This window comes from Nocardia sputorum (assembly GCF_027924405.1).
GTDB classification, from domain to species: domain Bacteria; phylum Actinomycetota; class Actinomycetes; order Mycobacteriales; family Mycobacteriaceae; genus Nocardia; species Nocardia sputorum.
This window is the reverse complement of the sequence record NZ_AP026978.1, coordinates 603,253-625,818: the sequence shown is the minus strand read 5'-3', so window position 1 is coordinate 625,818 and position 22,566 is coordinate 603,253. Positions and strand designations below refer to the sequence as shown.

Sequence of the window (22,566 nt, the reverse complement as noted above, 5' to 3'; positions counted from 1 at the left end):
GCGGCGTCAGTCGGCGCCGCCGGCCGGGCGGTTGCGTTGAGCTTCGTCCAACTGCTGAATGATGTGCGAGGTCGAGATCGCGATCAGGATGCCGATGACGCCGAGGTCGAAAGCGACCTGCACCATGGTGGCCACTTTCGCGGCGGTACCGACCGCGTGCACGTCGCCGTAGCCGATCGTGCCCAGCGTGACCATCGTGTAGTAGAGCGCGTCGGTCCGCGTGTGCAGGCCCTCGAACTGACCGGGGGCGCGCAGTTCCAGCACGTAGTAGTAGAGGGCGAAGAACGTCACGACGACGCAGACCACCAGCAGCACGTCGTTGATCCGTCCGACGGTCGCGCGGGGATCCCTGACGTACCGCCGGATGCGCCACCGGGCCAGCCAGATCAGCCCGGCGACGCCGACGACGAACGCGAGCAACGCCGGCACGCCGGACAGTCGATCGAAAGACACCGCCTCCAGCGGCAAGAAGTAATAGAAGAGCAGAGCGCACACCACGGCCAGCAAATTGTGCAGGGCCCGCGAAAATCTGCCGACTGCGCGATTCTCCGTCATCCCCTCATCATCGGCCCAGGTAGAGCACCTGAGCCGGGGCACGCGCCGGAGGACGCGAGGTCGCCTTCGAATGTCGTGGATCCAACGCCCGCCAAGTGATCCCTATCACATGACGTCACGCCGATCGCGCACCCGGTGTCTTGTGCTCGAACCCTCGAAGCGAAGGAGACACCATGACTGGCAACACCGAGGTGGTCGTGGTCGGCGGCGGATACGCCGGCGTCATGGCAGCCAATCGCCTGACGCGGCGGGACGACGTGACAGTCACCCTGGTCAACCCGCGGCCGCGTTTCGTCGAGCGGATTCGCCTGCACCAACTGGTGGGCGGGTCGCACGAGGCGATGGTCGACTACGGGGAGGTCTTGGCCGAACGCGTCCGGCTGGTGGTCGACACCGCGATCCGGATCGACGCGGCCGAGCGTCGCGTGTGGTTGGCGTCCGGCGGCCCGGTCGGCTACGACTTCCTGATCTACGCGGTGGGCAGTGGCAGCGCCGACCCGAGTGTGCCCGGAGCGGCCGAGTTCGCCTACCCGATCACCACCCTGGAGGAGGCCCAGCGGCTGCGGCCGGTGCTCGACGCCACGCCCGCGACCGCCTCGCTGACGGTCGTGGGAGCCGGTGCCACGGGCATGGAGACGGCCGCCGAGCTGGCGGAGCAAGGCCGCCGGGTGACGTTGCTGTGCGGCGGCGCGCTCGGCCCGTATCTGCATCCCAGGGGTCGGCGCTCGGTGGCCAAGCGGCTGGCGAAACTCGGTGTGACCGTGCTCGAAGGTCCCGAGTCGAGGGTGACGTCGGTGACCCGCGAGACCGTGCGGCTCAGCGGCGGCCACACACTGTCGAGCGCGGTGACCATCTGGACCGCCGGATTCGGCGTGCCGGATCTTGCCGCGCGCAGTGGACTGAGCACCGACGTCACGGGCCGCCTGCGCACCGACGAGACGTTGACGAGCGTGGACGACGAGCGCATCGTCGCCGCCGGGGATTCGGCGGCGCCGTCGGACCTGCCGTTGCGGATGAGCTGCCAGACCGCGCGCCCGCTCGGCGCGCACGCTGCCGACACGGTGCTGGCCCGGATCGCGGGAGCCCGGCCCGGGGCCATCGACGTGGGTTACTTCGGCCAGTGCATCGGCCTGGGCCGGCGCGCCGCCACCGTACAGTTCGCCTCCCGGGACGACATCGCGAACCGGTTCTACCTCGGCGGCAGGCTCGCGGCGAAGATCAAGGAGTTCGCCTGCCGGAACGTTGTCAAGGAATTGGCGGACGAGGCGCGTGAACCGGGTTCTTTCACTTGGGGATTCGAGAACGACAAGCGCGGGCGGCTGCTGGAAGCCGAGCGCGGCGACGCGCTGGCCTCCACCTGAACGGGTCATGCACCACCGTCCTGCGCCGGGCGGTGTCCTACGCTCGACCGCGCCGATCCGGTGGATCGGATGGAATGACTCGCAACGAAAGGGACCTTGCCGGTGGATGCGACGCGTGCAGGCGGACGGCAACCGTGCCCGGCCGGCCCGGAGAGGGCCGGACGATGAGCGGCCATGCCACCGACCCGGCGACCGAGGCTTTCGTCGCGCACCGAAACCTGCTGTTCACCGTCGCCTACGAGATGCTGGGGTCCGCGGCCGACGCCGAGGACGTCCTGCAGGAGACCTGGCTGCGGTGGGTCGAGGTCGACTCCGACCAGGTGCGCGACGAGCGCGCGTATCTGGTCCGGATCACGACCAGGCAGTCGCTCAACCGGCTGCGCACGATGCGGCGGCGCAAGGAGGCGTACGTCGGCCCCTGGCTGCCCGAGCCGCTGCTCACCACGCCGGACGTGGCCGAGGATGTGGAACTGGCCGAGAGCATGTCGATGGCGCTGATGCTCGTGCTCGAGACGCTGTCGCCGACCGAGCGCGCCGTCTTCGTGCTGCGCGAGGCGTTCGGCATCGGCTACGAGGAGATCGCGGCCGCCGTGGACAAGACCCCGGCGGCCGTGCGCCAGATCGCCCACCGCGCCCGCAAACACGTGGACGCCCGTCGTCCGCGGTCGGTGGTCTCCGTGCAGGAGACCCGGGCGGTCCTGGAGTCGTTCCAGCGGGCGCTGGAGACCAGGGACCTGCAGGGCCTGCTGGACGTGCTCGCTCCCGATGTGGTCGTCGTCAGCGACGGCGGCGGAGTCAAGCAGGCGGCGCTGCGGCCGATCGTCGGCGCGAACCGGGTGGTTCGCTTCGTCACGGGCGGTCTGGGCAGGACCGCGGCCACGCTCACCATCGGTCCCAGCGTGGTCAACGGCAATCCCGCGCTCCTGTTCAGCCTGGACGGTGAACTCGACGGCGTGATGGCGGCCCGTGTCGAGAACGGCCGCATCGCCGGTCTCTACTACGTCCGCAATCCGGAGAAGCTGACTCGCGTCGGATCCGAGACCGTTCTCACCCGGCGCTGAGCGGCGGCGGGGCAACCACCGTGTAGCTGCCCGCATGCTCGCGCAGCACGAGGTCGGCGCGCTCCTTGGTGGTGGCGACGAGATCAGCGTTCGGCAAGTCACTGCGGTGCACCTTGTCGCGCGCCGCCGCGGGCGTACGCCCACCGCGAAGATGCCTGTCCAGCAGGCGATCCTCGATCGTCTCCCGCGCGGCGTCCAGGTACCAGCATTCGTCCAGGAGGGTGCGGACCACCGACCACCGCCGCGTTCCGAAGTCGTCGAGCAGCAGGTAGTTTCCCTCGGTGAGGACGATGGAATGCCGGTCGAAGACCACCCCGCCCGGCACCGGGGCATCGACGGACCGGTCGAACGTGGGCCACGGCACCGGCTCGCCCACCGGTGTGGTGCGCAGGCGGCGCAGCGCCGCGATGTAACCGTCGACGTCGAACGTGTCCGGCTCGCCCTTGCGCGCAAGGCTTTCGGTGGCCCGCAAGACCTCGTTGCTCAGGTGAAATCCGTCCATGGGAGCGATCTCGGCGATCACGTCGCCCGCCGCGGCGTTGATCGCGTCGCGCAACGCCACCGACAATGTCGACTTGCCCGCGCCCGGCGGCCCCGCGATGCCGAGCAGGAACCGTCCCCGCGCGGCCCCGTCCCGCAGCCGCCGGACCAGCCGGCTCAATGGTCTCTCGACGAACTCCCCTGCCACCGCCGCCACACTACCTGCGCCTTCCCGTCGGGCACCGACCCCGCGAAGATATCCACACTCGTCCACAGGGTGACCGGTCGGCGCGCGGGCTGTCACGCACCGGCCCGAAGGCGTTGGCGCACGTGGGCGGACAATTCTGCCGCCTGGTCGCGCAGTGCTTCGGCGAACTCGGCACGCGCTTCGGCGGTGCCGCGGTCGCCGCGATGGGCGATGACTGTTCGCCGGACCGCGGACGGGTGATCGATCCGTAGCAGTGCGATAGTGGGCGGCAGGACGGGGACGGCGATGCCGGGCACCACCGTGCTCCCCTGTCCGGCCGCGACCAGGCCGAGTTTGGCGAACCAGTCGCGTGCGACGAACGCGATGTCCGGCTCCCAGCCGGGGTCACGCCATGCGCCGAGCAGGGTCGCGGACGCGTCCTGGCTGCCCGCGATCCATCGTTCGTCGCGCAGTTGTCCGGGCGTCGCGCTGACCGCGCCCGCGAGCGGGTGTGTGGCGGCGACCGCGACGAGCAACGGGTCGTCGACCAGTGGCTCGAGTTCGACTCCGGCGGGCGGGGTGTCCGGGGCGGTCACTACGGCGAGGTCGAGGCGTCCCCGTGCGACGGCAGTGAGCAGCCTGGGGCTGAGTCCCTCCCGCAGCGAGACGCGCACCTGCCGGTCGCGGGCGGCCGTCGCGGCGATGGCCCGGGGCACCAAGGCGGCCATGGCGGTGGAGAACGCGCCGACGCACAAGCGGCCCGGCGGGCGCGCCGCGAGCTGATGGATGTCCTGCCGGGCCTGGTCCAGTTCGCCGAGGATCACCTCCGCATGGCGCAGCACGACGCGTCCCGCCTCGGTGGGCCGCACGCCGCGGGCGTGCCGCTCGAACAGAGCGCGACCCGCAGCCCGTTCCATGAGCGCGATCTGTCTGGACACCGCGGACTGGGTGTAGCCGAGGCGCTCCGCCGCGGTGGAGAACGAGCCGCAGGCGGCGGCCTCCCGTACCACGCGGAGACCGGCCACGGTGAATTCTTCCATGCGTATTGCTCATACCAGATATGCGAGATAGTCGCTTGTCGCATGCATTCGGTGACCCTAGCGTCGTCGTCATGACCGCGATGGAGAACAAGAAGCTGCTCACCGACGTCTTCGAGCAGATGTCGCTCGGCAACACCCGCGCGCTGAGCGACGCCATGGCCGACGATTTCCGCTGGGTCTTCCCCGGCGACTGGTCCTGGAGCGGCACCTGGGAGCCGAAAGATGTTGTGCTGGAACAACTCTTGCGACCGTTGATGCAGCAGTTCACCGAATACCGCAGCGCCGCGGAGACGATCGTCGCCGCGGACGACCGCGTGATCGTGCAGGCCCGCGCGGAGGCCGTGACCACACGCGGGGAGACCTACGACCAGACCTACTGCTTCGTCTTCCGCGTCGCCGACGGGAAGTTGCGCGAAGTGGTCGAGTACTGCGATACGGCGTTGGTCGAACGCGTACTCACCCCGCCCGCCTGACACCGAATACGCGAGTGGGCGTCAGCCCCCTGGACAGGAACGCCGGGAGTCTCGGCCCCTGTGCACCCGAACGGGTCCACAGGGGCGCAACGCACTCAGACGAACGCGCGCTCGATGATCGCTCCCGTGTCGACACCGGTGGGCAGCGTGCCGAACGCGATGCCCCAGTCGTCGCCGAGCCGTGTGGCGCAGAAGGCGTCGGCGACGGCGGGATGGCCGTGGCGAACCAGCTGCGCGCCTTGCAGCACGAGCGCCATCAGCTCGACGACCCGCCGTGCGCGGTATTCGATGTCGTTCAGATCGGACAATTCCTTGCCGACCCGTGCGATGGCGTCGTCCAGCCGCGGGTTCTCGCCCTTCGCGAGCGACACCTCGTTGAAGTACGCCTCGACCGTCTCCGGCTGACGACCCATGGCCCGCAACGCGTCCAGCGCGGCGACGTTGCCCGATCCCTCCCAGATCGACATCAGCGGCGCCTCCCGGTACAGCCGTGGCATCCCGGATTCCTCCGCGTATCCGTTGCCGCCCAGGCACTCCAGCGCCTCGGCCGCGTGCGCGGGCGCCCGCTTGCACACCCAGTACTTGGTGACCGCCAGGGCGATACGCCGCAGCGCGGCCTCGGCCGGATCCCGACCGGCCCGGTCGGTGGCCCCGGCCAGCCGCATCATCACGGTGGTCGCGGCGTCGGACTCGATCACCAGATCGGCGAGCACGTTGCGCATGGCGGGCTGGTCGACGAGCGTGGCGCCGAACGCCTTCCGGTGCCGCGCGTGGTGCACCGCGTAGACCGCACCCGCTCGGATGCCGGTGGCGGAGCCGATCACGCAGTCCAACCTGGTCATGTTCACCATCTCGATGATGGTCTTGACGCCCGCGCCCTCCGCGCCGACCAGCCAGCCCGTCGCGTTCTCGTACTCGATCTCCGACGAGGCGTTGGACTTGTTGCCCAGCTTGTCCTTGAGCCGCTGGATGCGGATCGGGTTGCGGGCGCCGTCGGGCAGCACCCGGGGCAGCAGGAAGCAGGACAGGCCGCCGGGCGCCTGCGCCAGGGTGAGGAACATGTCCGACATCGGCGCGGAGGTGAACCACTTGTGCCCGACGATCCGGTACGACCCGTCCGGCTGCGGCGTAGCGGTGGTGGTGTTGGCGCGCACGTCCGAGCCGCCCTGCTTCTCGGTCATCGACATGCCCGCGATGAGCCCGGCCTTCGTGGACGGCTCCCGCAACCCGTAGTCGTAGACGCGGGAGCCGAGCAGCGGTTCGTATCTCGCCGCGAGTTCCTTGTTGTGCCGTAGCGCGGGGACCACCGCGTAGGTCATCGAGATGGGGCACATGTGGCCCGCGTCGGCGACGCCCCAGGTGTAGAACTTCGCCGCCCGCGCCACGTGCGCGCCGGGGCGGTCGTCCAGCCACGGCGCGCCGTGCAAGCCGTGCTCGACGGCGACGCGCATCAGATCGTGCCAGTGCGGGTGGAACTCGACCTCATCGATGCGGTGGCCGTAGCGGTCGTGCGTGCGCAGCACCGGCGGGTAGTCGTTGGCCAGCCGCCCCCACTCCTGCGCCTGCGCGCCGCCCGCGAGCGCGCCCAGCTCCCGCACCTCGGCTTCGGCCCAGCCCGCGCCCTCGCGATGCAGGCCGTCGAGCAGCGCCGGATTGCGCGAGACGTCGAAGGGCACGATATCGGGCACCTGGTTGAAGACTTCATGCGTCTGCATCTGACACTCCTGGTTCCAGCCGGGCGCCACCCGCGCCCGGGTCGCCGCGCACGCCCAGCGCGCGGATCGCGAAAGCGGTGATCTCGGGGACGACGGATTCGCCGTGTGGCGCGTCCGCGAGCGGGCCGACCAGCACCTCGCCGATCGCGCCGACCAGCGCGGCGGCGCTGATCCTCGGGTCCTGCGGCGGGAGTTCCCCCCGCGCGATGCCTTCGGCCACCGCCGATTCGAAGGTTTCGGCGAACGCCCGCCGGAAACGCAGGCGTTCGTTGTCCACGGCCGCGTCGACCGGTTCGGCGAGCAGCACGTAGGCCAGGTTCGGGTTCTTCAGCGCACGGCCCGCGAAGGTCTCCACCGCCGCGGTGACCCGTTCGACGGCCGTGCCGCGCGCGCCCGCCGCCGCCACGGCCGCGACCTCGCGGGCGACCACTTTCCGGAACACCGCGCGGACCAGAGCGGACTTGCCGTCGAAGCTCTTGTAGACGGTGCCGGTGGCCACGCCCGCCTCGGTCGCGACCGCCGCCATGGACAGCGCCGCGTACCCGCCACGGGACAGCACCTTGGTGGCGGCCTGCACGATCAGCCCCGCCTGGGCGTCCAGGCGGGCCTGCACGGCGGGGGTTCTGCGGTAGGCCACCCAAGAAGTGAAGCACGAATTCATTTCTTCACACAAGGGTGCTTTTACGGCGTATGGTCAAGCGCGTGACCGTACTGATCGAACGCAGCGGCCCCGTGACCACCGTGATCCTGCACCGGCCCGAAGCGCGCAACGCGGTGGACGGACCGACCGCCGCCGCGCTCGCCGACGCCTTCCGTGAGTTCGACGCCGACCCCGAGGCCGCGGTCGCGGTGCTGTGGGGCGACGGCGGCACGTTCTGCGCGGGCGCCGACCTCAAGGCGCTCGGCACCGAGCGCTCCAACCGAGCCGCCGAGGACGGCGACGGCCCGATGGGACCGACCCGGATGCGGCTGTCCAAGCCGGTGATCGCGGCGGTCTCCGGCTTCGCGGTGGCGGGCGGGCTCGAGCTCGCGCTGTGGTGCGATCTGCGGGTCGCCGAGCAGGACAGCACCTTCGGCGTCTTCTGCCGCCGCTGGGGCGTGCCGCTGATCGACGGCGGCACCATCCGGCTGCCGCGGATCGTCGGCACCGGCCGCGCCATGGATCTGGTGCTCACCGGACGTGCGGTCGGCGCCGATGAGGCGTTGCAGATGGGTTTGGTCAATCGCGTGGTGCCCACCGGCGAAGCTCGCCGGGCCGCCGAGGCGCTGGCCGCGGAACTGGCCGCGCTGCCGCAGACCTGCCTGCGCTCGGACCGGATGTCGCTGCTGGAGCAGGAGGGGATGACCGAGGAGTCCGCGCTGCGCAACGAGTTCCGCCACGGGCTGACCGCGCTGGCCGACGGCGCGCTGGACGGCGCGCAGCGTTTCGCGGCGGGCGCGGGCCGGCACGGCGCGAACTCCTGAGCCCCGATGGGCCGCCTGAGCGTCGTCGACGAGATCTTTCTGCGCAGCCACCGCGGGCTCGGCACACCGATCGCGCTGCAAGGGCTGTGGCGCACGGCCGGTCAGGTGGACCACGCACTACTGGAACGGGTGCACGCCGCCTTACGCGCTGGACCATTGGGACGCAGGGTCGTTCGCGCGCGAGTGCCGGGGGCTCGCCGGGCCTGGCGGCCGAATGTCCGCGCGTATCCGATCGAGCGCACCGAGGACGTTCTTCCGGTCGCGGAGCTGCTCGACTGGGCCGACGCGCAAGGCGCCGGGCTCGATCCGGAATACGGCCCCGGGTGGCGGCTGTCGACCGCGACCCTGAACGACGGCGGTTCGGTCGTCTCGCTCACCTGCTCGCATGTGCTGGCCGACGGGCGGGCCCTCGTGCTCGCGGTGAACGACGCGCTGGGCGGCGCTCGGGTGTGCCCGCCGGATACGACGGCGCGCGACTCGGATTGGGCCGACGCCCGGCGCCAGTGGTCGATCGTCCTGCGCGGCACCGCGGCTGCGCTACGGCACGGGATACCGCGGCAACCCGCCGCGCCGCGCCGCGACGAGCAGCCGCGCGGGGCGGGCAACGCGACGCACAGCGCGATCCTGCAGTGCTCGGCCGCCGAGTGGGACCGCGTGGCGGCGCGTGACGGCGGCACGGCGAACAGCCTGTTCATCCACCTCGTCGCGACCATGCTCTGGGACAGCGGATTTCCCGGCGACACGATCGAAGCCAGCCTGCCCGTCGACACCCGCGACGAACCCCGGGTCGACAACGACCTCGCCATGACGCGCATCGCGATCACCCGCGCCGACACCCCGGCGACGATCCGCGCACTGGCCCGTTCCGCCTACGAGCACCGCATGTCCGCACCGAGCGGCATGCCCGAAGAACTCCTCCAAGTGATTCCGGACCGCTGGGCCTACGCGCTGTCCGAGGGCGCGGGCGAACGGGACATCCTGTGCTCCAACATCGGAACGCTCCCCGCCTCGCTGCTCCGGCTCGGCCCGCACCGCTGCACCGGCGTCGCGGCCCGCGCCATCCATCCCGGCCTGGCCACCGCGCGACTGCCCCGCACCCGTCTCTCGGGCTACCTCTGCCGCATCGGCGACGACTATGTGCTGAGCCTGGTCGGCCTGGACCCGGCGCGGATCGCGTCGGCCGGTGCGTTGCGCGAACTCGCGCTGCGCGCGGCGCACTGCGCGGGCTTGCACGCCGACGCGTGGTGATTCCCGCGGGCTGACGCGCGGAGCCGCGGTCGTCGGCACGGGCGCGCCCAACGAGCCGCGGGCATATCCACGGGCGCGCACCCTGGCTCACGGGTCTCCGCGCGGCGAATTCGACGACACGCGCAATATTTCGGCGAACCCCGGGGAGTTTCGGCGACCTGGTATGAAATCGGATGGTTTCGCTCGCCGGACACCGGCGTTCGCGCGAATGCCGACGACGACCGCGATCGGTCGGGTCGGCCGACTCGCCGTGTCGGCGTGATCACCGCCGTCGGCCGCACCGCCCGATAAAGTCTGCGGCGTAGGCCGAGTGGGGGCCGCGACGACCCATTTGCCGTGCCGCCCTTTCGCGCATGAAGTTCCGATTCCATCGATACTCGACTGGAGCATGATGAACCGAAAGCATTCGCGTACTCTCGCCGCGATCGTAGCGGTGGTTGTGGCCGCCACCGGCGCTTTCGCTGTTTCTGATTCCGTGGCGGGCGCCGCGCCAGGAGAGATCGACGCCGGCGGACTTCATCTGATCGCTTCGGTGAACGCCAACAATGTCGTGCCCGCCGGCGGTGACATCGCACCGGGAGTTCCATTCGTGCACGCGGTGAAGATGTCCGGCGACTTCTCGGTGAGTCTCGACGGCCCCACGGCGCTGCGCGGCGGAGAAATCGCCGTCGGATATCTGATCGGCTGCGCGGTCGACATCGCCAACGGCATCTCGATCGGTATCTCACCGAGTGTCGGTGCCGGCGTCGGGATCGCGCCCTCCTTCGGCCTGGAGGGCTCCCTCACCTTCGATGCGCCCTCCGTGGAGATGAACATGCCCGATCAGCACACGATGATGCCCTCTCTGCAACTGATGGCGCCGCCGAGCGTCAGCGTCGGCGCCGCCGTCGCCATCCAGCCCAGCTTCGAGGTCGAGGCGGGCCTCGCCGCCGAACTCGCGGTGAATCTGGCGCCCGGTTCGGTCACGGCGGCGGTGATCGGCGCGGCGGAAATCGACGGGGATTCCGAATTCCCTTACACCTTCGCGCACTCCAATACCCCGTTGAATATCAGCGGCTGCCTTTCACCGGCCTCCGCCATGCCGTTTGTCACCGTACGGGCCGATTCCAGAAGGGCCACAGCGCAAACGACGGGTTACGGCACAGCGTTCTGGTTCTGAGCCACCGCACCGCACCAATCCAGCAGCGCGCACAGACGCCGATCGAACTGTGCGTCCGAGATCCACCGCGCCGGCACGGCGGCACTCGCCCGGGCGCGGCCGACAGTCACCGTCGACGGTGTCGAACGCGCCCGCGCGCCCGGCGATCCGCTGGGGTCCCGGTGCCGGCGAGGGTTTCCCGCATCCGCTTATGCGAAAAGGCCGATGGCCGTGCGAGCTACGCGCGCCGGATCACCCGGCCGCGCGCTCCAGGACATCCGAGGGAACCCGAACGCCGGGGTCCAGGTCCGCGGAATCGATCGGGGCGTCCCAGGTCTGGCGCAGCGGGAGGACACCCGCCCACACGCCCCCGTTGTCGATGTCCGACGGGTCGTCCTTCGGGCCGCCGGTGCGGACCTTCACCGAGGCCTCGGTGAGGTCGAGGGCGAGCACTTTCGTGGCGGCGAGTTCCTTCTTGGTCGGGGGCCGCACGCGAGACCACGCGCCGGGCGCCGCGTGTTCGACGATCACGCGCAGCCCGTGCAGACGCTCGTCGTGATCGGTCACCTCGCGAGCCCGTCCGAGCACGACCGCGGAGCGGTAGTTCATCGAGAAATGCATGGCCGAACGCGCGTAGACCACGCCGTCGACCATGGTCACCGCCACGGAGATGTCGGCGGCGACGGCCGCGCGCATGTTCCCCGCGCCGGTGGAGCCGTGCAGGTAGAGCGTGTCGCCGTCGCGGCCGTAGGCGGTGGGCAGCACGACCGGCGTACCGCCGAGCAGCACCCCGAGGTGGCAGATCAGCCCGGCGTCGAGCACCGCGTCCAAGTCGGCGCGGTCGGTCCGGGCGCGGTCGGTCAGCCGGGTCGGCGTGCTGCGCGGCGTGGGCGAGAGCGGAGTGCGTGGGCGCGCGGTTTCGGTCATGCACCCAGCATCCGGCCGGGAGTGGCATTATCAAAGCGCCAATTCAGACTATTTCCAGCAGTCCACTTTGCGAGGAACCCATGCTCGAGGACCTTCCCCTCGACCTCGATCGCGAGCTGGCGCAACCGTTGTCGGTACAGATCGCCGACCAGCTGCGCCGCGCCGCGACCGGCGGGCCGCTGCGCGGCGGCGATCGGCTGCCGTCCACTCGCGCGCTGGCCGGGCGGCTCGGCGTGAGCCGCACCGTGGTCGCGGCCGCCTACGACCAGCTGCACGCGGAAGGCTGGATCAGCGGCAGACGCGGGTCCGGTACCTACTTGACGACCGCACCGGCCGCCACGCCCGAGCGCACCGACTCCGTGCCCGATACGGACGCCACACCGCGGCTGTTCGACCTGGCCCCGGGGGCGCCGTGCACCGACGCCATCGACCCGGCCGCGTGGCGCCGCGCCTGGCGCGCCGCGGCGGATCACTCCCCGCTCGTGCGCAAGGACCGCGCGGGCGAACCGGAGTTCCGCGCGGCGGTCACCGAACACCTGCTGCGCCACCGCGGGATCGGCGCGGGTAGCGACACCGTGCTGCTCGCCACCGCCGGAACCAGTTCCGCCGTGAGCGAGCTGGCCGCGGCGCTGCTGCGGCCGGGCGACGCCGTCGCTATGGAGGACCCGGGCTATCAGCGCGCCGCGGGCGCCTTCGCGGCGGCCGGCCTCGAGGTCGTTCCGGTGCCCGTGGACGCGCACGGCTTACGCGTCGATCTGCTGCCGTCCCGGATCAAAGCGGTGTATTGCACTCCGGCACACCAGTTCCCGCTCGGTGCGCGGATGCCCGCGGCGCGACGGGTCGAACTCGTCGAGCATGCGCGCCGGTCCGGGATCTTCGTCATCGAAGACGACTACGACGGTGAATTGCGCTACGACACCGCGCCGCTGCCGCTGCTGGCCACCATGGCTCCCGACGTGGTCGTCCACTTGGGCACGACGAGCAAGATCCTGTCCCCCAGCCTCGGCGTCGGCTGGCTGCTCGCCGCGCCGGAGATCGCCGCCGCGGTGCTCGCCCACCGGGAACGCACCGGCACCGGCCCGAGCCCGGCGGGTCAGCGCGTGCTGGTCGCCTTCGCCGCGCACGGTGATCTGGCCAGGCACCTGCGCAGGCTGCGCCGCGCGCTGCCGCCGCGCCGGGCGCTGGTGGTGACCGAATTGCGCCGCCGCGGACTCGGGGTGCTCGGCGACGACGCGGGTTCGCACGTCGTCGTGCCGGTGGCATCGGCCGAGGCCGAGCGGCGCGTGGTGGCGGCGGGAACCGTGCGGGGCGTGGCGCTCGACGGGCTGGCCAGGTACTACCTCGGAGCGCGCCGGGAGCACTTCGGCGTCGCGCTCGGCTACACGGCACTGCCCTGGCCGGAGCTCGCCGTGGCCGTACCGAGAGCCGCCGAGTGCCTCGCTCGGCCGTAGCATGGTCGATGTCAGAGGCCAGGCCGGGAAACGGCAGCGCAGCGTGACCATGCAAGGTCCGCTCACGCCGGAAAGGATGGAGCATGAGCGAACAGGACATCTTGGCGCGCATCAAGGAACTGGTCGACCAGGAGCACCAGCTGCGCTCGCAAGCCACCCACGGCGAGTTGGACCCGAAGACCGAGCGCCAGCGCCTCGCCGAACTCGAAGTCATGTTGGACCAGGCCTGGGACCTGCTCCGCCATCGGCGGGCGCGGATCGACCAGGGTGAGTCGCCGGACAACGTCCGGGCGAATACGGTTTCGCAGGTCGAGGGATACCTGCAGTAGGCGCGGCGATGTCGAGCACAGCAGCCGACTACGACGTCATCGTGATCGGTGGCGGCCCTGCGGGCGAGAACGCCGCCGCCTACGCCGTCGCGGGCAGCGACCGCACGGCCGCCATCGTCGAGCGTGAACTCGTCGGCGGCGAATGCTCCTATTGGGCGTGCATTCCGAGCAAAGCGCTGTTGCGGCCGGGCCACGTCCTGGCGGCCGCGCGGGCGATGCCGGGTATCGCGGCCACCGGTCTCGATGTCGAGGCGGTGCTGCGGCGGCGCGACGCCTTCGTGCACGACCACGACGATTCGTCGCAAGCCGACTGGGCGCGGAGCAACCGCATCGACGTGGTGCGCGGCAGCGGCCGCCTGACCGGTGTGCGCTCGGTCGAGGTCGGCGGGCGGCAGTTGCGCGCCCGGCATGCCGTGGTGCTGGCCACCGGCACCACCGCGAACGTCCCGGACGTGCCCGGCCTGCGCGCCGCGCTGCCGTGGACCTCGCGCGACGCCACCAATCTGCACGAGGTGCCGCGCCGGGTCGCCGTCGTCGGCGGCGGCGTGGTGGCGAGCGAGGCCGCGACCTGGCTGGCCGCGCTCGGGGCCGAGGTCACCCTGCTGGTGCGCGGCTCGGCGCTGCTGGCCGCGGCCGAGCCGTTCGCGGGCGAGCGGGTGGCGGCGGCCTTGACCGAGGCGGGGGTGCGGGTGCGCTGCCGTACCGAGCCAACCGCCGTCGATCGTCCGGCCGCGAAGGACACCGGGGAAGGCTGGATCCACGGCGGTCCGGTGACGGTCCGGTTGCGCGGTCCCGAAGGCGAATCGGCGCTCGAGGTGGACGAGATCGTGGTGGCGGCCGGACGCGCACCCACCACCGACGGGCTCGGCCTCGACGCCGTCGGGTTGCCCGGCGGATACGTCGCGGTGGACGACCACCTCGCCGCGCGCGATGTCGACGGCGAGTGGCTGTACGTGGTCGGCGACCTCAACCGGCGCGCCGCGCTCACGCACATGGGCAAGTACCAGGGCCGGGTGTGCGGCGACGTGATCGCCGCGCGGGCCGAGGGCAGGTCGCTGGACGACCCGCGTTTCGTCGCGAGCTCCGATCACGGCAGGGTGCCGCAGGTGGTGTTCACCGCGCCCGAGGTCGCCTCCGTGGGTCTGACCGAAGCCGCGGCCAGGGACGCGGGCCACACGGTGGAGACCGTCGAACTGGACATCGCGGTGGCCGGATCGGCGCTGTCACGCGACGACTACGCGGGTCACGCGAAATTGGTCGTCGACAGCGTCACCGACACGCTGCTCGGGGCCACGTTCGTCGGCCCCGAGGTGGGCGAGCAACTGCACGCGGCGACCATCGCGGTGGTCGGCCGGGTGCCGCTGTCCACCCTCTGGCACGCCGTGCCAGCCTTCCCGGCGGTCAGCGAGTTCTGGCTGCGCCTGTTGGAGGCGCGGCGCCCATAGCTACCATTTGAAAATGGTGGCAACAACGGATATCGCGACCGCAGACGGAGTCGTCCGCGGTCGCCGGGGCCGCCGCGTCCTGCGCTGGCGGTCCATTCCCTACGCGGCTCCTCCGATCGGGGACCTGCGATTTCGCGCTCCACAGCCGGTCCGGCCGTGGTCGGGCGTGCGGACCGCGACGGAATTCACCTCCGCGGCGATGCAGCACCGCTCCGGAGCGCGGATCGGACCGCGCGCCTATCAGCCGACCAGCGAGGACGCGCTGACACTGAATGTCACCGCGCCCGCGACGGCGGCGGCGAACCCTCGTCCCGTGCTGGTCTTCATCCACGGCGGCGGCTACCTCATCGGCACCTCCGCACTCGGGTTGTATTCCGGCGCGCGGCTGGCGGTGCGCGGCGACGTGGTGGTGGTTTCGCTGAACTACCGGCTGGGCGCGTTCGGCTACGTCGACTTCAGCGAATTCGGCACCGCCGAGCACCCCTTCGACTCGAACCTCGGATTGCGGGATCAGCTCGCCGCGCTGGAATGGGTGCGCACCAATATCGCGGCCTTCGGCGGCGACCCGGACAACGTGACGATCTTCGGCGAGTCGGCAGGCGCGCACGCGGTGCTCGGCCTGCTGGCCACCCCGGCGGCCAAAGGACTGTTCCACCGGGCCATTTCACAGAGCCCGCCGGCCGACTGGGCGATCAGCGCCGAGGAGGCCCGCGGCTTCGCGCGCCGCTGTGTCGCCGCGCTGGGCGCCACACCGGACACCGCGCACGACGCGCTGCGCACCGCGGGCGCCAACGACATCCGCCGCGCCGTCGATCGCACCATCGGGCAGGTGGTGCGCGAACAGCCGGGCGCCTTCCCGGTCTGTCCGGTCGTGGACGGCGATTTCCTGCCGCTCTCCCCGGTCGACGCGATCGCCGAGGGCTCCGCGCACCGGGTGCCGCTGATCATCGGCACGAACCGGGACGAGGGCACGCTGTTCGCCAGGTTCGCCGACGAACTGCCCACCACCGCCGACCGGCTGCGCTCGGCACTCGGGAACTCCACCGAGGCCGAGTCCCGGATCGCCGCGGCCTATCCCGGTTATCCCCAGCCGAAGGCGGCGGTGCGGGCGGGCGGCGACTACACGTTCTGGCGTCCTTCGGTCGCCGTCATGGAAGGGCACAGCAGGCACGCGCCGACCTACGCCTACCGCTACGACTTCGCCCCGCGCGCCCTGCAGCTGGCCGGGCTCGGCGCCACCCACGCGACCGATCTCATCCCGGTCTTCGGCATCGGCGACTCTCCGGTCGGGCGGGCCTTCACCGCGGCGGGCGGCAGGCGCGGACTGCGGGCGGTGACCGATCAGTTCCAGGACAACTGGCTGGCCTTCGCCCGCACCGGAGCTCCGCTGCCGTCCTGGCCCGCCTATACCGAGGCCCGCAGATCCACGCTGATCATCGACTACCCCACGCGCGTGGAACACGACCCGGACCGGGCGAAACGACTCGCGTGGCAGGGCGTGCGGGTGCCCACGCTGACCTGAGCCGCTATTTCAGCAAACGCGACATCCGCCGGTCCGCGAGGACCTTACCGCCGGTCTGACAGGTGGGGCAGTACTGGAAGGACCGCTCGGCGTAGGCCACCTCGCGGACCGTGTCGCCGCAGACCGGGCACGGTTGCCCGGTCCGGGCGTGCACCCGCATCCCGGAGCGCTTCTCGCCTTTGAGGCGGGCGGCGTCCTGGCCGACCGAGCGGCGTACCGCGTCGGTGAGCACCGTGCGCAGGGCGGTGTACAGCTCGGCCACCTTGTCGGCCGGAAGGGTCTTCGTGTTCGCGAACGGCGAGATCCGCGCGGTGTGCAGGATCTCGTCGGAGTAGGCGTTGCCGACGCCCGCCAGCAGCGCCTGGTCCACGAGCGCGGTCTTGATCCGCTGCGAGGTCCCCCGCAAGATGTCGGCGAACTGCGACTCGGTCAGCTCCAGCGCGTCGGGGCCGAGCCGGGCGATGCCGGGCACCACCTTGGGGTCGGCCACGACGTACACCGCGAGCCGTTTCTTCGTGCCGGCCTCGGTCAGGTCGAACGCGGGCGTCGCCCCCTCGGGGGTGAAGAAATGCACGCGCAGCGCGAGCGGGCTCTTGCCGCCCGGTTTGGGCGGCGTCGGGCTCGGCTCGTCGATCCAGCGCAGCCATCCGCCGCGGGACAGATGCGTGACCAGCCACAAGCCGTCACATTCCATACCGAGGAATTTGCCCCAGCGCCCCGCGCCGGTGACGTCTCGACCGGACAGCGCGGTGACCGGCGGTTCGAACGTCTTGACGGCGCTCAGCGCGGCCACGTCGACACGACCGACCACGGCGCCGACCGCATGCTCCCGGAGGAACTGAGCCAACGCCTCCACTTCCGGTAGCTCTGGCACGCGGTCCAGACTACCCAGCGCCCCCGACAACCGGCCGGTTCGCGCGCGGCGAACGGCTCACGCGCCGCGGCGCAGCAGGTAGATGTCCATGATCCAGCCCTTGCGGTCGCGCAGCTCGGCGCGGCGGCGCACGATCTCCTCCCGCACCGCGGGCAGCGGTCCCTCGATCAGCGTCTCGTCCGGCATGCCGAGGTAGGCGCCCCACCAGATGTGCACGTCCTCCTCCGGGATCGCGGTGAACGAGCAGTCGCCGTCCAGCATCACCAGCGTGCTCTCCGCGCCGAGGCCCTCCTCGCGCAGGCGGCGGCCGGTGGTGATGCGCACCGGCTCGCCGATGCCGTGCAATACCACGCGATGCCGCGCGGCCAGGGCCTGCGCGCTGGTGATACCGGGGACGACCTCGTACTCGAAACTCACCACGCCGCGCCCGAGCACCCGCTCGATCATCCGCAGCGTGCTGTCGTACAGCGCGGGATCACCCCAGACCAGGATGCCGCCGACGCCGTCGGCCGCGGCGAACGCCGATTCCAGCAGCGCCGAGCGGCGATCGTGCCAGTCGTCGACCACGTCCAGGTAGTCGGCGGGCGTCCGGTCCCGGGGCGGATCGACGATCGGGACGATCCGGTACGGCCGGTCCAGATGCGCCTCCAGGATCGCCGTGCGCACGTCCACCAGCTCCCGTTTCGCCTCGCCCTTGCCGATGACGAAGAACGTCTCGACCTGACGCATGGCCTTCACCGCCTGCACGGTGACCTGGTCGGGATCACCGGCGCCGATGCCGATCACATAGAGCTTGCGCATGGGCTCGAGCTTGCCAGGCCCGCGCACGACCACAGCGGCCAGGCGGCGACCGGGACGCGCCCGATCGGCTCACCGAGCGCGGGTGAACGACGACTAGAGTTGCCAGACGTGGCTCATGACGCGCTCGATCCGGCATCGGCTCCCGATACGCAGTACGAGGACTTGCTCCGGCTGGTGCTGGCATCCGGCACGAAGAAAGCCGATCGCACCGGCACCGGGACGCGCAGCATCTTCGGCCACCAGTTGCGCTACGACCTGTCGGCCGGGTTTCCGCTGATCACCACGAAGAAAGTGCATCTGAAGTCGATCGTCTACGAGCTGCTGTGGTTCCTGCGCGGCGACTCCAACATCGGCTGGCTGCGCGAGCACGGCGTCTCCATCTGGGACGAGTGGGCCGACGCCGACGGCGAGCTCGGCCCGGTCTACGGCGTGCAGTGGCGGTCGTGGCCCACGCCGGACGGCACCCACATCGATCAGATCTCCCAGGTGCTGCAAACCCTGCGCACCGACCCGGATTCCCGGCGCATCATCGTCTCCGCGTGGAACGTCGCCGAGCTGGACAAGATGGCGCTGGCGCCCTGCCACGCGTTCTTCCAGTTCTACGTGGCCGACGGCAAACTGTCCTGCCAGCTCTACCAGCGCAGCGCGGACCTGTTCCTGGGCGTGCCGTTCAACATCGCCAGCTACGCCCTGCTGACGCACCTGGTCGCCCAGCAGACCGAGCTGCTGCCGGGTGACTTCATCTGGACCGGCGGCGACTGCCACATCTACGACAACCATCTCGATCAGGTCACCGAGCAACTCCGGCGCGATCCCTACCCGTTCCCCACGCTGCGGCTGCATCCCGCACCGACGCTGTTCGACTACCGCTACGAGGACGTGGAAATAGTCGGCTACCGGCACCATCCGGCCATCAAGGCCCCGGTGGCGGTGTGAACGAAGGCCGCACGATCGGGCTGATCTGGGCGCAGACCCTCGACGGGGTGATCGGGTACCGCAACACCATCCCCTGGCGGCTGCCCGAGGACATGGCGCAGTTCAAGGATGTCACCTGGGGACATCCCGTGATCATGGGACGACGGACCTGGGATTCGCTGCCGCCGCGGTTCCGGCCGCTGGCCGGGCGGCGCAACATCGTGGTGACCAGGCAGCCCGACTGGTCGGCCGATGGCGCCGAGCGCGCGTCCTCGGTGCCGGAGGCGCTGGCCCGTTGCGCTCCGGACGCGGTCTGGGTCGCCGGGGGCGGCGAGATCTATCGCGCCGCGCTGGAGTTCGCGACCGACCTGCGCGTCACCGAGATCGATACCACGGTCGAGGGCGACGCCTTCGCGCCGTCGATCGGACCGGAGTGGCGGCCCGACGACCCGGAGCCCTGGCGCACCTCGGCCACCGGTCTGCGCTTCCGCGTCCGGCACTACACCCGGCAGCCGACTGCCTAGCGGAACGCCACGCCGCGCAGACGGCGGAACGCCGCCCCGACGCGCGGGCCGGTGAAACCCCGCCCGGACCGCAGCCGACTCGGGCATACTCCTCGATATGCGGCGGTCGGGCCCGCGTCCGGCCGAACGCCTCGAGCCGTTGCTACCAGCCCGGCATCGGCTGTGGTGATCTGCGAAAGGCGGTCCATGGAAAAGAAATCGCTGACTGCGGTAGCGCGCCAGCAACTGAAGCTGGCGACCCTCGCCACGAGCGGACGCAGTTCCCAGACAATCTATGGCGGCCACACGCATACGCTGCGGCAGACGGTGGTCGGCCTGCGGGCCGGGCACAGCCTCGCCGAGCACGACAACACCGGTGAGGCCACCTTGCAGGTGCTCAGCGGCACACTGGTCCTGCTCAGCGGCGCCAACGAATGGAAAGGCTCGGAAGGCGACCTGATCGTGGTACCCAAGGCGCGCCACAGCGTCAAGGCCATCGACGACGTCGCGTTCCTGCTGACCGTGGCGATGTAGCCGCCGCCGTGCGGGTCCGCGCCGCGGCCGGAGCGGCCGGGCATTAGGGTGTCGATCATGGGTGAGCCGCAGCCGATCCTCGAACCGCTCACGCCGTCGGCGATCTTCTTGGTCGCCACGATCGACGAGGGCGGCGAAGCGACGGTCCGCGACCTGCTCGCCGACATCACCGGCTTGCGCCGATCGGTGGGCTTCCGGCTGCCCGGCGCGAACCTGACCTGCGTCGCCTCGATCGGCTCCGACGCCTGGGACCGTCTCTTCGCGGGGCCGAAACCCGCTGAGCTGCATCCGTTCCCCGGGTACGTCGGCGCCCGCCACACCGCGCCCGCGACACCGGGCGACCTGCTGTTCCACATCAAGTCCGAAGTCCAGGACGCCTGCTTCGAACTGGCCATGGCCATCGCCGACCGGCTGGCGGGCGCGGGGACGATCGTGGACGAGACCGTCGGCTTCCGCTATTTCGAGCAGCGCGACCTGCTCGGTTTCGTGGACGGCACCGAGAACCCGGAGGGCCGCGCGGCCGCGGCGGCCGCGCTGGTGGGCGACGAGGATCCGGAGTTCACCGGCGGCAGCTACGTGATCGTGCAGAAGTACACCCATCCGCTGGCGGACTGGCGGGCGCTGTCGGTCGAGGAGCAGGAGCGCGTGATCGGCCGCACCAAACTGGACGACTTCGAGCTCCCCGACGAGGTCAAGCCCGCCGACTCGCACGTCGAGGTGAACACGCTGATCGATCCGGACGGCACCGAACGCCAGATCCTGCGCGGCAACATGCCCTTCGGCAGCGTGCGCGACGGCGTGTTCGGCACCTACTACATCGCCTACGCGGCCACGCCGACCGTCACCGAACGCATGCTCACCCGCATGTTCCTCGGCACCGGAGAGGCCGCCTACGACCGCATTCTGGACTTCTCCGTCGCACACACCGGCACGTCGTTCTTCGCACCCACCGTCGATTTCCTCGATGACCTGCCGCCCGCACCGTGGGAGACGGCGGACGTCGCGGTGTCCGTGGACACCGACGGCGCCGGTCCCGCAAGTCCGCCCGGCACCGCCGCGCCCTCCGGCGACGGCGCCCTCGGTATCGGCTCGTTGAAAAGGAGCATCCGGTCATGAACAACCTCCATCGCGAACTCGCGCCGATCACCGCCGAGGCGTGGGCGGCCATCGAGGAGGAGGCGACGCGCACGTTCAAGCGGCACATCGCGGGCCGTCGCGTCGTCGACCTGTCCGGGCCGCACGGCATCGACTACTCCGCCGTGGGCACGGGGCGCACCACACCGATCGACTCGCCCGACGCCGGAGTGTTCGCTCGTCAGCGGGTGGTCGCGCCGCTGGTCGAACTGCGTGTGCCGTTCACGCTCTCCCGCGAGGAACTCGACAACGTGGAGCGCGGCGCGCAGGACACCGACCTGGACCCGGTGAAGGACGCCGCGAAGAAGATCGCGTTCGCCGAGGACCGGGCGATCTTCGAGGGGTACCCGGCCGCGCACATCACCGGCATCCGGGCCGCCTCGTCCAACGAGCCGATCACGCTGCCCAGCGACACCCGGCTGGTGCCCGAGGCGATCGCGCAGGCGTTGAGCGCCCTGCGGCTGGCCGGCGTCGACGGACCGTACTCGGTGCTGCTCAGCGCCGACCTGTACACGGCGGTCAGCGAGACCTCCGACCACGGGCACATGATCCGCACGCACATCGAGCGCCTGATCCCGGAAGGGGAGATCATCTGGGCGCCCGCCATCGACGGCGCGATCGTGCTCACCACCCGCGGCGGGGATTTCGATCTGCGCATCGGCCAGGACCTGTCCATCGGCTACCTGTCGCACGACAGCACGTCGGTGCAGCTGTACTTCCAGCAGAGTCTGACATTCCTGGTGTACACCGCCGAGGCGGCGGTCCCGCTCACCCTGTGATCGCCGATCACATCTGGGAAACGGCCAGGTGCGCGGTGGTGCGTGGAGGCGGTAGCGTGAGCCGGAAATGCGGCACGGACAGGCAGGTGAGATGACAACGGTGCGGGCAGGTGTCGTCCCGACGCAGCGCGCAGCCCTCTACAGCGTGCTCGGCATCGTGGCGACCGTCGCCATCTGCGGCTCGTTCGTCGCCGCGTTCGGCGTGAATCGGGTGGTCACCGGCCTGCTGGCCGGCGCCGTCGTCGGCATCGCGGTGCTGGCCGCGCTGTTCACCAGGGACGCCGTCGTACTCACCGATCACGCCATCTACCGGCGCAAGCCGTGGACGGTGTCCAGCATTCCGTGGGACCGGGTGGTGGCCGGGCGGTTCACCCTCGACGAGCGCGCCCGCTGGTCGCTGGCGCTGGACCTGTCCGGCGGCGACGAACCGCACGGCGAGCTGGTCCTGTTGTCCATCCCGCCGGTGGTCCGTCCGGTCGCGGGCGCTTACGACCTGCGTAAACGCGATCAGGTGACGGAGATCCGGGCGATCTTGCGGCGCAAGCGGATTCCCGTGACCGTGCTGCCGCAGATCGCGGGGGCGTTGCAGGAGCACTGGCAGATCGCGCCGCCGACGCACTGAGCCGGATC

24 protein-coding genes are annotated in these 22,566 nt (G+C 70.9%); 16 read left to right on the top strand and 8 right to left on the bottom strand.

What is annotated here, in order from left to right; translation table 11 throughout:
* Window positions 1–6: 6 nt before the first annotated feature.
* Window positions 7–555 (bottom strand): potassium channel family protein, encoded by a 549-nt coding sequence (locus QMG86_RS02665; protein ID WP_281877471.1) that lies wholly within the window; start codon window positions 553–555, stop codon window positions 7–9.
* A gap of 173 nt (window positions 556–728) precedes the next feature.
* On the opposite strand from QMG86_RS02665, the gene QMG86_RS02660 reads away from it, so the two are divergent.
* Both QMG86_RS02660 and QMG86_RS02655 read left to right on the top strand, forming a co-directional pair.
* Window positions 729–1,916: an NAD(P)/FAD-dependent oxidoreductase gene (locus QMG86_RS02660; protein ID WP_281877469.1), complete on the top strand. Its 1,188-nt coding sequence runs from the start codon at window positions 729–731 to the stop codon at window positions 1,914–1,916.
* 164 nt (window positions 1,917–2,080) lie between these two features.
* Window positions 2,081–2,977, top strand: coding sequence for an RNA polymerase sigma-70 factor (locus tag QMG86_RS02655; RefSeq protein WP_281877467.1), 897 nt, complete (start codon window positions 2,081–2,083; stop codon window positions 2,975–2,977).
* On the opposite strand, the gene QMG86_RS02650 is transcribed toward QMG86_RS02655, so the two are convergent.
* Window positions 2,964–3,665, bottom strand: a complete 702-nt coding sequence (locus tag QMG86_RS02650; protein WP_281877466.1) for a nucleoside/nucleotide kinase family protein — start codon at window positions 3,663–3,665, stop codon at window positions 2,964–2,966. The genes QMG86_RS02655 and QMG86_RS02650 overlap by 14 nt on opposite strands.
* A gap of 92 nt (window positions 3,666–3,757) precedes the next feature.
* Window positions 3,758–4,684 carry a LysR family transcriptional regulator gene (locus QMG86_RS02645; RefSeq protein WP_281877465.1) on the bottom strand — a complete coding sequence of 309 codons (927 nt, stop codon included), beginning with the start codon at window positions 4,682–4,684 and terminating at the stop codon, window positions 3,758–3,760.
* A 71-nt stretch (window positions 4,685–4,755) separates the two neighbouring features.
* Between QMG86_RS02645 and QMG86_RS02640 the strand changes: the two genes are divergently transcribed.
* The gene (locus tag QMG86_RS02640; RefSeq protein ID WP_281877463.1) at window positions 4,756–5,157 is read left to right on the top strand and encodes a nuclear transport factor 2 family protein; all 402 of its coding nucleotides are present in this window, start codon (window positions 4,756–4,758) and stop codon (window positions 5,155–5,157) included.
* Window positions 5,158–5,252: 95 nt separating this feature from the next.
* On the opposite strand, the gene QMG86_RS02635 is transcribed toward QMG86_RS02640, so the two are convergent.
* A complete protein-coding gene (locus tag QMG86_RS02635) occupies window positions 5,253–6,872 on the bottom strand; it encodes an acyl-CoA dehydrogenase family protein (protein ID WP_281877461.1) in 1,620 nt (539 codons plus the stop codon).
* The gene (locus QMG86_RS02630) at window positions 6,859–7,509 is read right to left on the bottom strand and encodes a TetR/AcrR family transcriptional regulator (protein ID WP_281877460.1); all 651 of its coding nucleotides are present in this window, start codon (window positions 7,507–7,509) and stop codon (window positions 6,859–6,861) included. Before QMG86_RS02630 ends, QMG86_RS02635 begins: the two co-directional genes overlap by 14 nt.
* A gap of 53 nt (window positions 7,510–7,562) precedes the next feature.
* Between QMG86_RS02630 and QMG86_RS02625 the strand changes: the two genes are divergently transcribed.
* The 3 genes from QMG86_RS02625 to QMG86_RS02615 all read left to right on the top strand — a co-directional run bounded on the left by QMG86_RS02625 (window position 7,563) and on the right by QMG86_RS02615 (window position 10,743).
* Window positions 7,563–8,336, top strand: a complete 774-nt coding sequence (locus QMG86_RS02625) for a crotonase/enoyl-CoA hydratase family protein (protein ID WP_281877458.1) — start codon at window positions 7,563–7,565, stop codon at window positions 8,334–8,336.
* Between the two features lie 6 nt (window positions 8,337–8,342).
* On the top strand, window positions 8,343–9,584 hold the full coding sequence (locus tag QMG86_RS02620) for a hypothetical protein (RefSeq protein ID WP_281877457.1): 1,242 nt from the start codon (window positions 8,343–8,345) through the stop codon (window positions 9,582–9,584).
* A 439-nt stretch (window positions 9,585–10,023) separates the two neighbouring features.
* A complete protein-coding gene (locus QMG86_RS02615) occupies window positions 10,024–10,743 on the top strand; it encodes an MspA family porin (protein WP_281877456.1) in 720 nt (239 codons plus the stop codon).
* Window positions 10,744–10,974: 231 nt separating this feature from the next.
* On the opposite strand, the gene QMG86_RS02610 is transcribed toward QMG86_RS02615, so the two are convergent.
* The gene (locus QMG86_RS02610; protein ID WP_281877455.1) at window positions 10,975–11,649 is read right to left on the bottom strand and encodes a pyridoxamine 5'-phosphate oxidase family protein; all 675 of its coding nucleotides are present in this window, start codon (window positions 11,647–11,649) and stop codon (window positions 10,975–10,977) included.
* Between the two features lie 80 nt (window positions 11,650–11,729).
* Here QMG86_RS02610 and pdxR point away from each other — a divergent pair, with 80 nt between their 5' ends.
* The 4 genes from pdxR (at window position 11,730) to QMG86_RS02590 (ending at window position 16,396) form a co-directional block, all read left to right on the top strand.
* Window positions 11,730–13,100, top strand: a complete 1,371-nt coding sequence (gene pdxR, locus QMG86_RS02605) for a MocR-like pyridoxine biosynthesis transcription factor PdxR (RefSeq protein WP_281877453.1) — start codon at window positions 11,730–11,732, stop codon at window positions 13,098–13,100.
* An 83-nt stretch (window positions 13,101–13,183) separates the two neighbouring features.
* Window positions 13,184–13,429 carry a DUF2630 family protein gene (locus QMG86_RS02600; RefSeq protein WP_281877452.1) on the top strand — a complete coding sequence of 82 codons (246 nt, stop codon included), beginning with the start codon at window positions 13,184–13,186 and terminating at the stop codon, window positions 13,427–13,429.
* A gap of 8 nt (window positions 13,430–13,437) precedes the next feature.
* Complete coding sequence (locus QMG86_RS02595) at window positions 13,438–14,874, top strand: dihydrolipoyl dehydrogenase family protein (protein ID WP_281877450.1); 1,437 nt, start codon at window positions 13,438–13,440, stop codon at window positions 14,872–14,874.
* 13 nt (window positions 14,875–14,887) lie between these two features.
* Window positions 14,888–16,396, top strand: coding sequence for a carboxylesterase/lipase family protein (locus tag QMG86_RS02590; RefSeq protein ID WP_281877449.1), 1,509 nt, complete (start codon window positions 14,888–14,890; stop codon window positions 16,394–16,396).
* Between the two features lie 4 nt (window positions 16,397–16,400).
* Here QMG86_RS02590 and QMG86_RS02585 read toward each other — a convergent pair whose 3' ends face one another.
* Both QMG86_RS02585 and cobF read right to left on the bottom strand, forming a co-directional pair.
* On the bottom strand, window positions 16,401–17,270 hold the full coding sequence (locus QMG86_RS02585; RefSeq protein ID WP_281877448.1) for an Fpg/Nei family DNA glycosylase: 870 nt from the start codon (window positions 17,268–17,270) through the stop codon (window positions 16,401–16,403).
* A gap of 57 nt (window positions 17,271–17,327) precedes the next feature.
* Window positions 17,328–18,071 carry a precorrin-6A synthase (deacetylating) gene (cobF, locus tag QMG86_RS02580; RefSeq protein ID WP_281877446.1) on the bottom strand — a complete coding sequence of 248 codons (744 nt, stop codon included), beginning with the start codon at window positions 18,069–18,071 and terminating at the stop codon, window positions 17,328–17,330.
* Window positions 18,072–18,179: 108 nt separating this feature from the next.
* Here cobF and QMG86_RS02575 point away from each other — a divergent pair, with 108 nt between their 5' ends.
* The 6 genes from QMG86_RS02575 (at window position 18,180) to QMG86_RS02550 (ending at window position 22,558) form a co-directional block, all read left to right on the top strand.
* Complete coding sequence (locus QMG86_RS02575; RefSeq protein ID WP_281877445.1) at window positions 18,180–19,007, top strand: thymidylate synthase; 828 nt, start codon at window positions 18,180–18,182, stop codon at window positions 19,005–19,007.
* On the top strand, window positions 19,004–19,510 hold the full coding sequence (locus tag QMG86_RS02570; RefSeq protein ID WP_281877444.1) for a dihydrofolate reductase: 507 nt from the start codon (window positions 19,004–19,006) through the stop codon (window positions 19,508–19,510). The genes QMG86_RS02575 and QMG86_RS02570 overlap by 4 nt, the downstream gene beginning before the upstream one ends.
* Before the next feature lie 186 nt (window positions 19,511–19,696).
* Entirely contained in the window at window positions 19,697–20,023 is a 327-nt protein-coding gene (locus tag QMG86_RS02565; RefSeq protein ID WP_281877443.1) for a cupin domain-containing protein, read from the top strand.
* A 57-nt stretch (window positions 20,024–20,080) separates the two neighbouring features.
* Entirely contained in the window at window positions 20,081–21,139 is a 1,059-nt protein-coding gene (locus QMG86_RS02560) for a Dyp-type peroxidase (protein ID WP_281877442.1), read from the top strand.
* Entirely contained in the window at window positions 21,136–21,936 is an 801-nt protein-coding gene (locus QMG86_RS02555) for a family 1 encapsulin nanocompartment shell protein (RefSeq protein ID WP_281877441.1), read from the top strand. The genes QMG86_RS02560 and QMG86_RS02555 overlap by 4 nt, the downstream gene beginning before the upstream one ends.
* 91 nt (window positions 21,937–22,027) lie before the next feature.
* Entirely contained in the window at window positions 22,028–22,558 is a 531-nt protein-coding gene (locus QMG86_RS02550) for a hypothetical protein (protein ID WP_281877440.1), read from the top strand.
* Window positions 22,559–22,566 lie beyond the last annotated feature (8 nt).

Excerpts from the sequence above, each read along its gene's own strand:
- QMG86_RS02665 (WP_281877471.1), bottom strand. The coding sequence starts at position 555 with ATGACGGAGAATCGCGCAGTCGGCAGATTTTCGCGGGCCCTGCACAAT.
- QMG86_RS02660 (WP_281877469.1), top strand. The coding sequence starts at position 729 with ATGACTGGCAACACCGAGGTGGTCGTGGTCGGCGGCGGATACGCCGGC.
- QMG86_RS02655 (WP_281877467.1), top strand. The coding sequence starts at position 2,081 with ATGAGCGGCCATGCCACCGACCCGGCGACCGAGGCTTTCGTCGCGCAC.
- QMG86_RS02645 (WP_281877465.1), bottom strand. The coding sequence starts at position 4,684 with ATGGAAGAATTCACCGTGGCCGGTCTCCGCGTGGTACGGGAGGCCGCC.
- QMG86_RS02640 (WP_281877463.1), top strand. The coding sequence starts at position 4,756 with ATGACCGCGATGGAGAACAAGAAGCTGCTCACCGACGTCTTCGAGCAG.
- QMG86_RS02635 (WP_281877461.1), bottom strand. The coding sequence starts at position 6,872 with ATGCAGACGCATGAAGTCTTCAACCAGGTGCCCGATATCGTGCCCTTC.
- QMG86_RS02625 (WP_281877458.1), top strand. The coding sequence starts at position 7,563 with ATGGTCAAGCGCGTGACCGTACTGATCGAACGCAGCGGCCCCGTGACC.
- QMG86_RS02620 (WP_281877457.1), top strand. The coding sequence starts at position 8,343 with ATGGGCCGCCTGAGCGTCGTCGACGAGATCTTTCTGCGCAGCCACCGC.
- QMG86_RS02610 (WP_281877455.1), bottom strand. The coding sequence starts at position 11,649 with ATGACCGAAACCGCGCGCCCACGCACTCCGCTCTCGCCCACGCCGCGC.
- pdxR (WP_281877453.1), top strand. The coding sequence starts at position 11,730 with ATGCTCGAGGACCTTCCCCTCGACCTCGATCGCGAGCTGGCGCAACCG.
- QMG86_RS02600 (WP_281877452.1), top strand. The coding sequence starts at position 13,184 with ATGAGCGAACAGGACATCTTGGCGCGCATCAAGGAACTGGTCGACCAG.
- QMG86_RS02595 (WP_281877450.1), top strand. The coding sequence starts at position 13,438 with ATGTCGAGCACAGCAGCCGACTACGACGTCATCGTGATCGGTGGCGGC.
- QMG86_RS02590 (WP_281877449.1), top strand. The coding sequence starts at position 14,888 with ATGGTGGCAACAACGGATATCGCGACCGCAGACGGAGTCGTCCGCGGT.
- cobF (WP_281877446.1), bottom strand. The coding sequence starts at position 18,071 with ATGCGCAAGCTCTATGTGATCGGCATCGGCGCCGGTGATCCCGACCAG.
- QMG86_RS02565 (WP_281877443.1), top strand. The coding sequence starts at position 19,697 with ATGGAAAAGAAATCGCTGACTGCGGTAGCGCGCCAGCAACTGAAGCTG.
- QMG86_RS02560 (WP_281877442.1), top strand. The coding sequence starts at position 20,081 with ATGGGTGAGCCGCAGCCGATCCTCGAACCGCTCACGCCGTCGGCGATC.
- QMG86_RS02555 (WP_281877441.1), top strand. The coding sequence starts at position 21,136 with ATGAACAACCTCCATCGCGAACTCGCGCCGATCACCGCCGAGGCGTGG.
- QMG86_RS02550 (WP_281877440.1), top strand. The coding sequence starts at position 22,028 with ATGACAACGGTGCGGGCAGGTGTCGTCCCGACGCAGCGCGCAGCCCTC.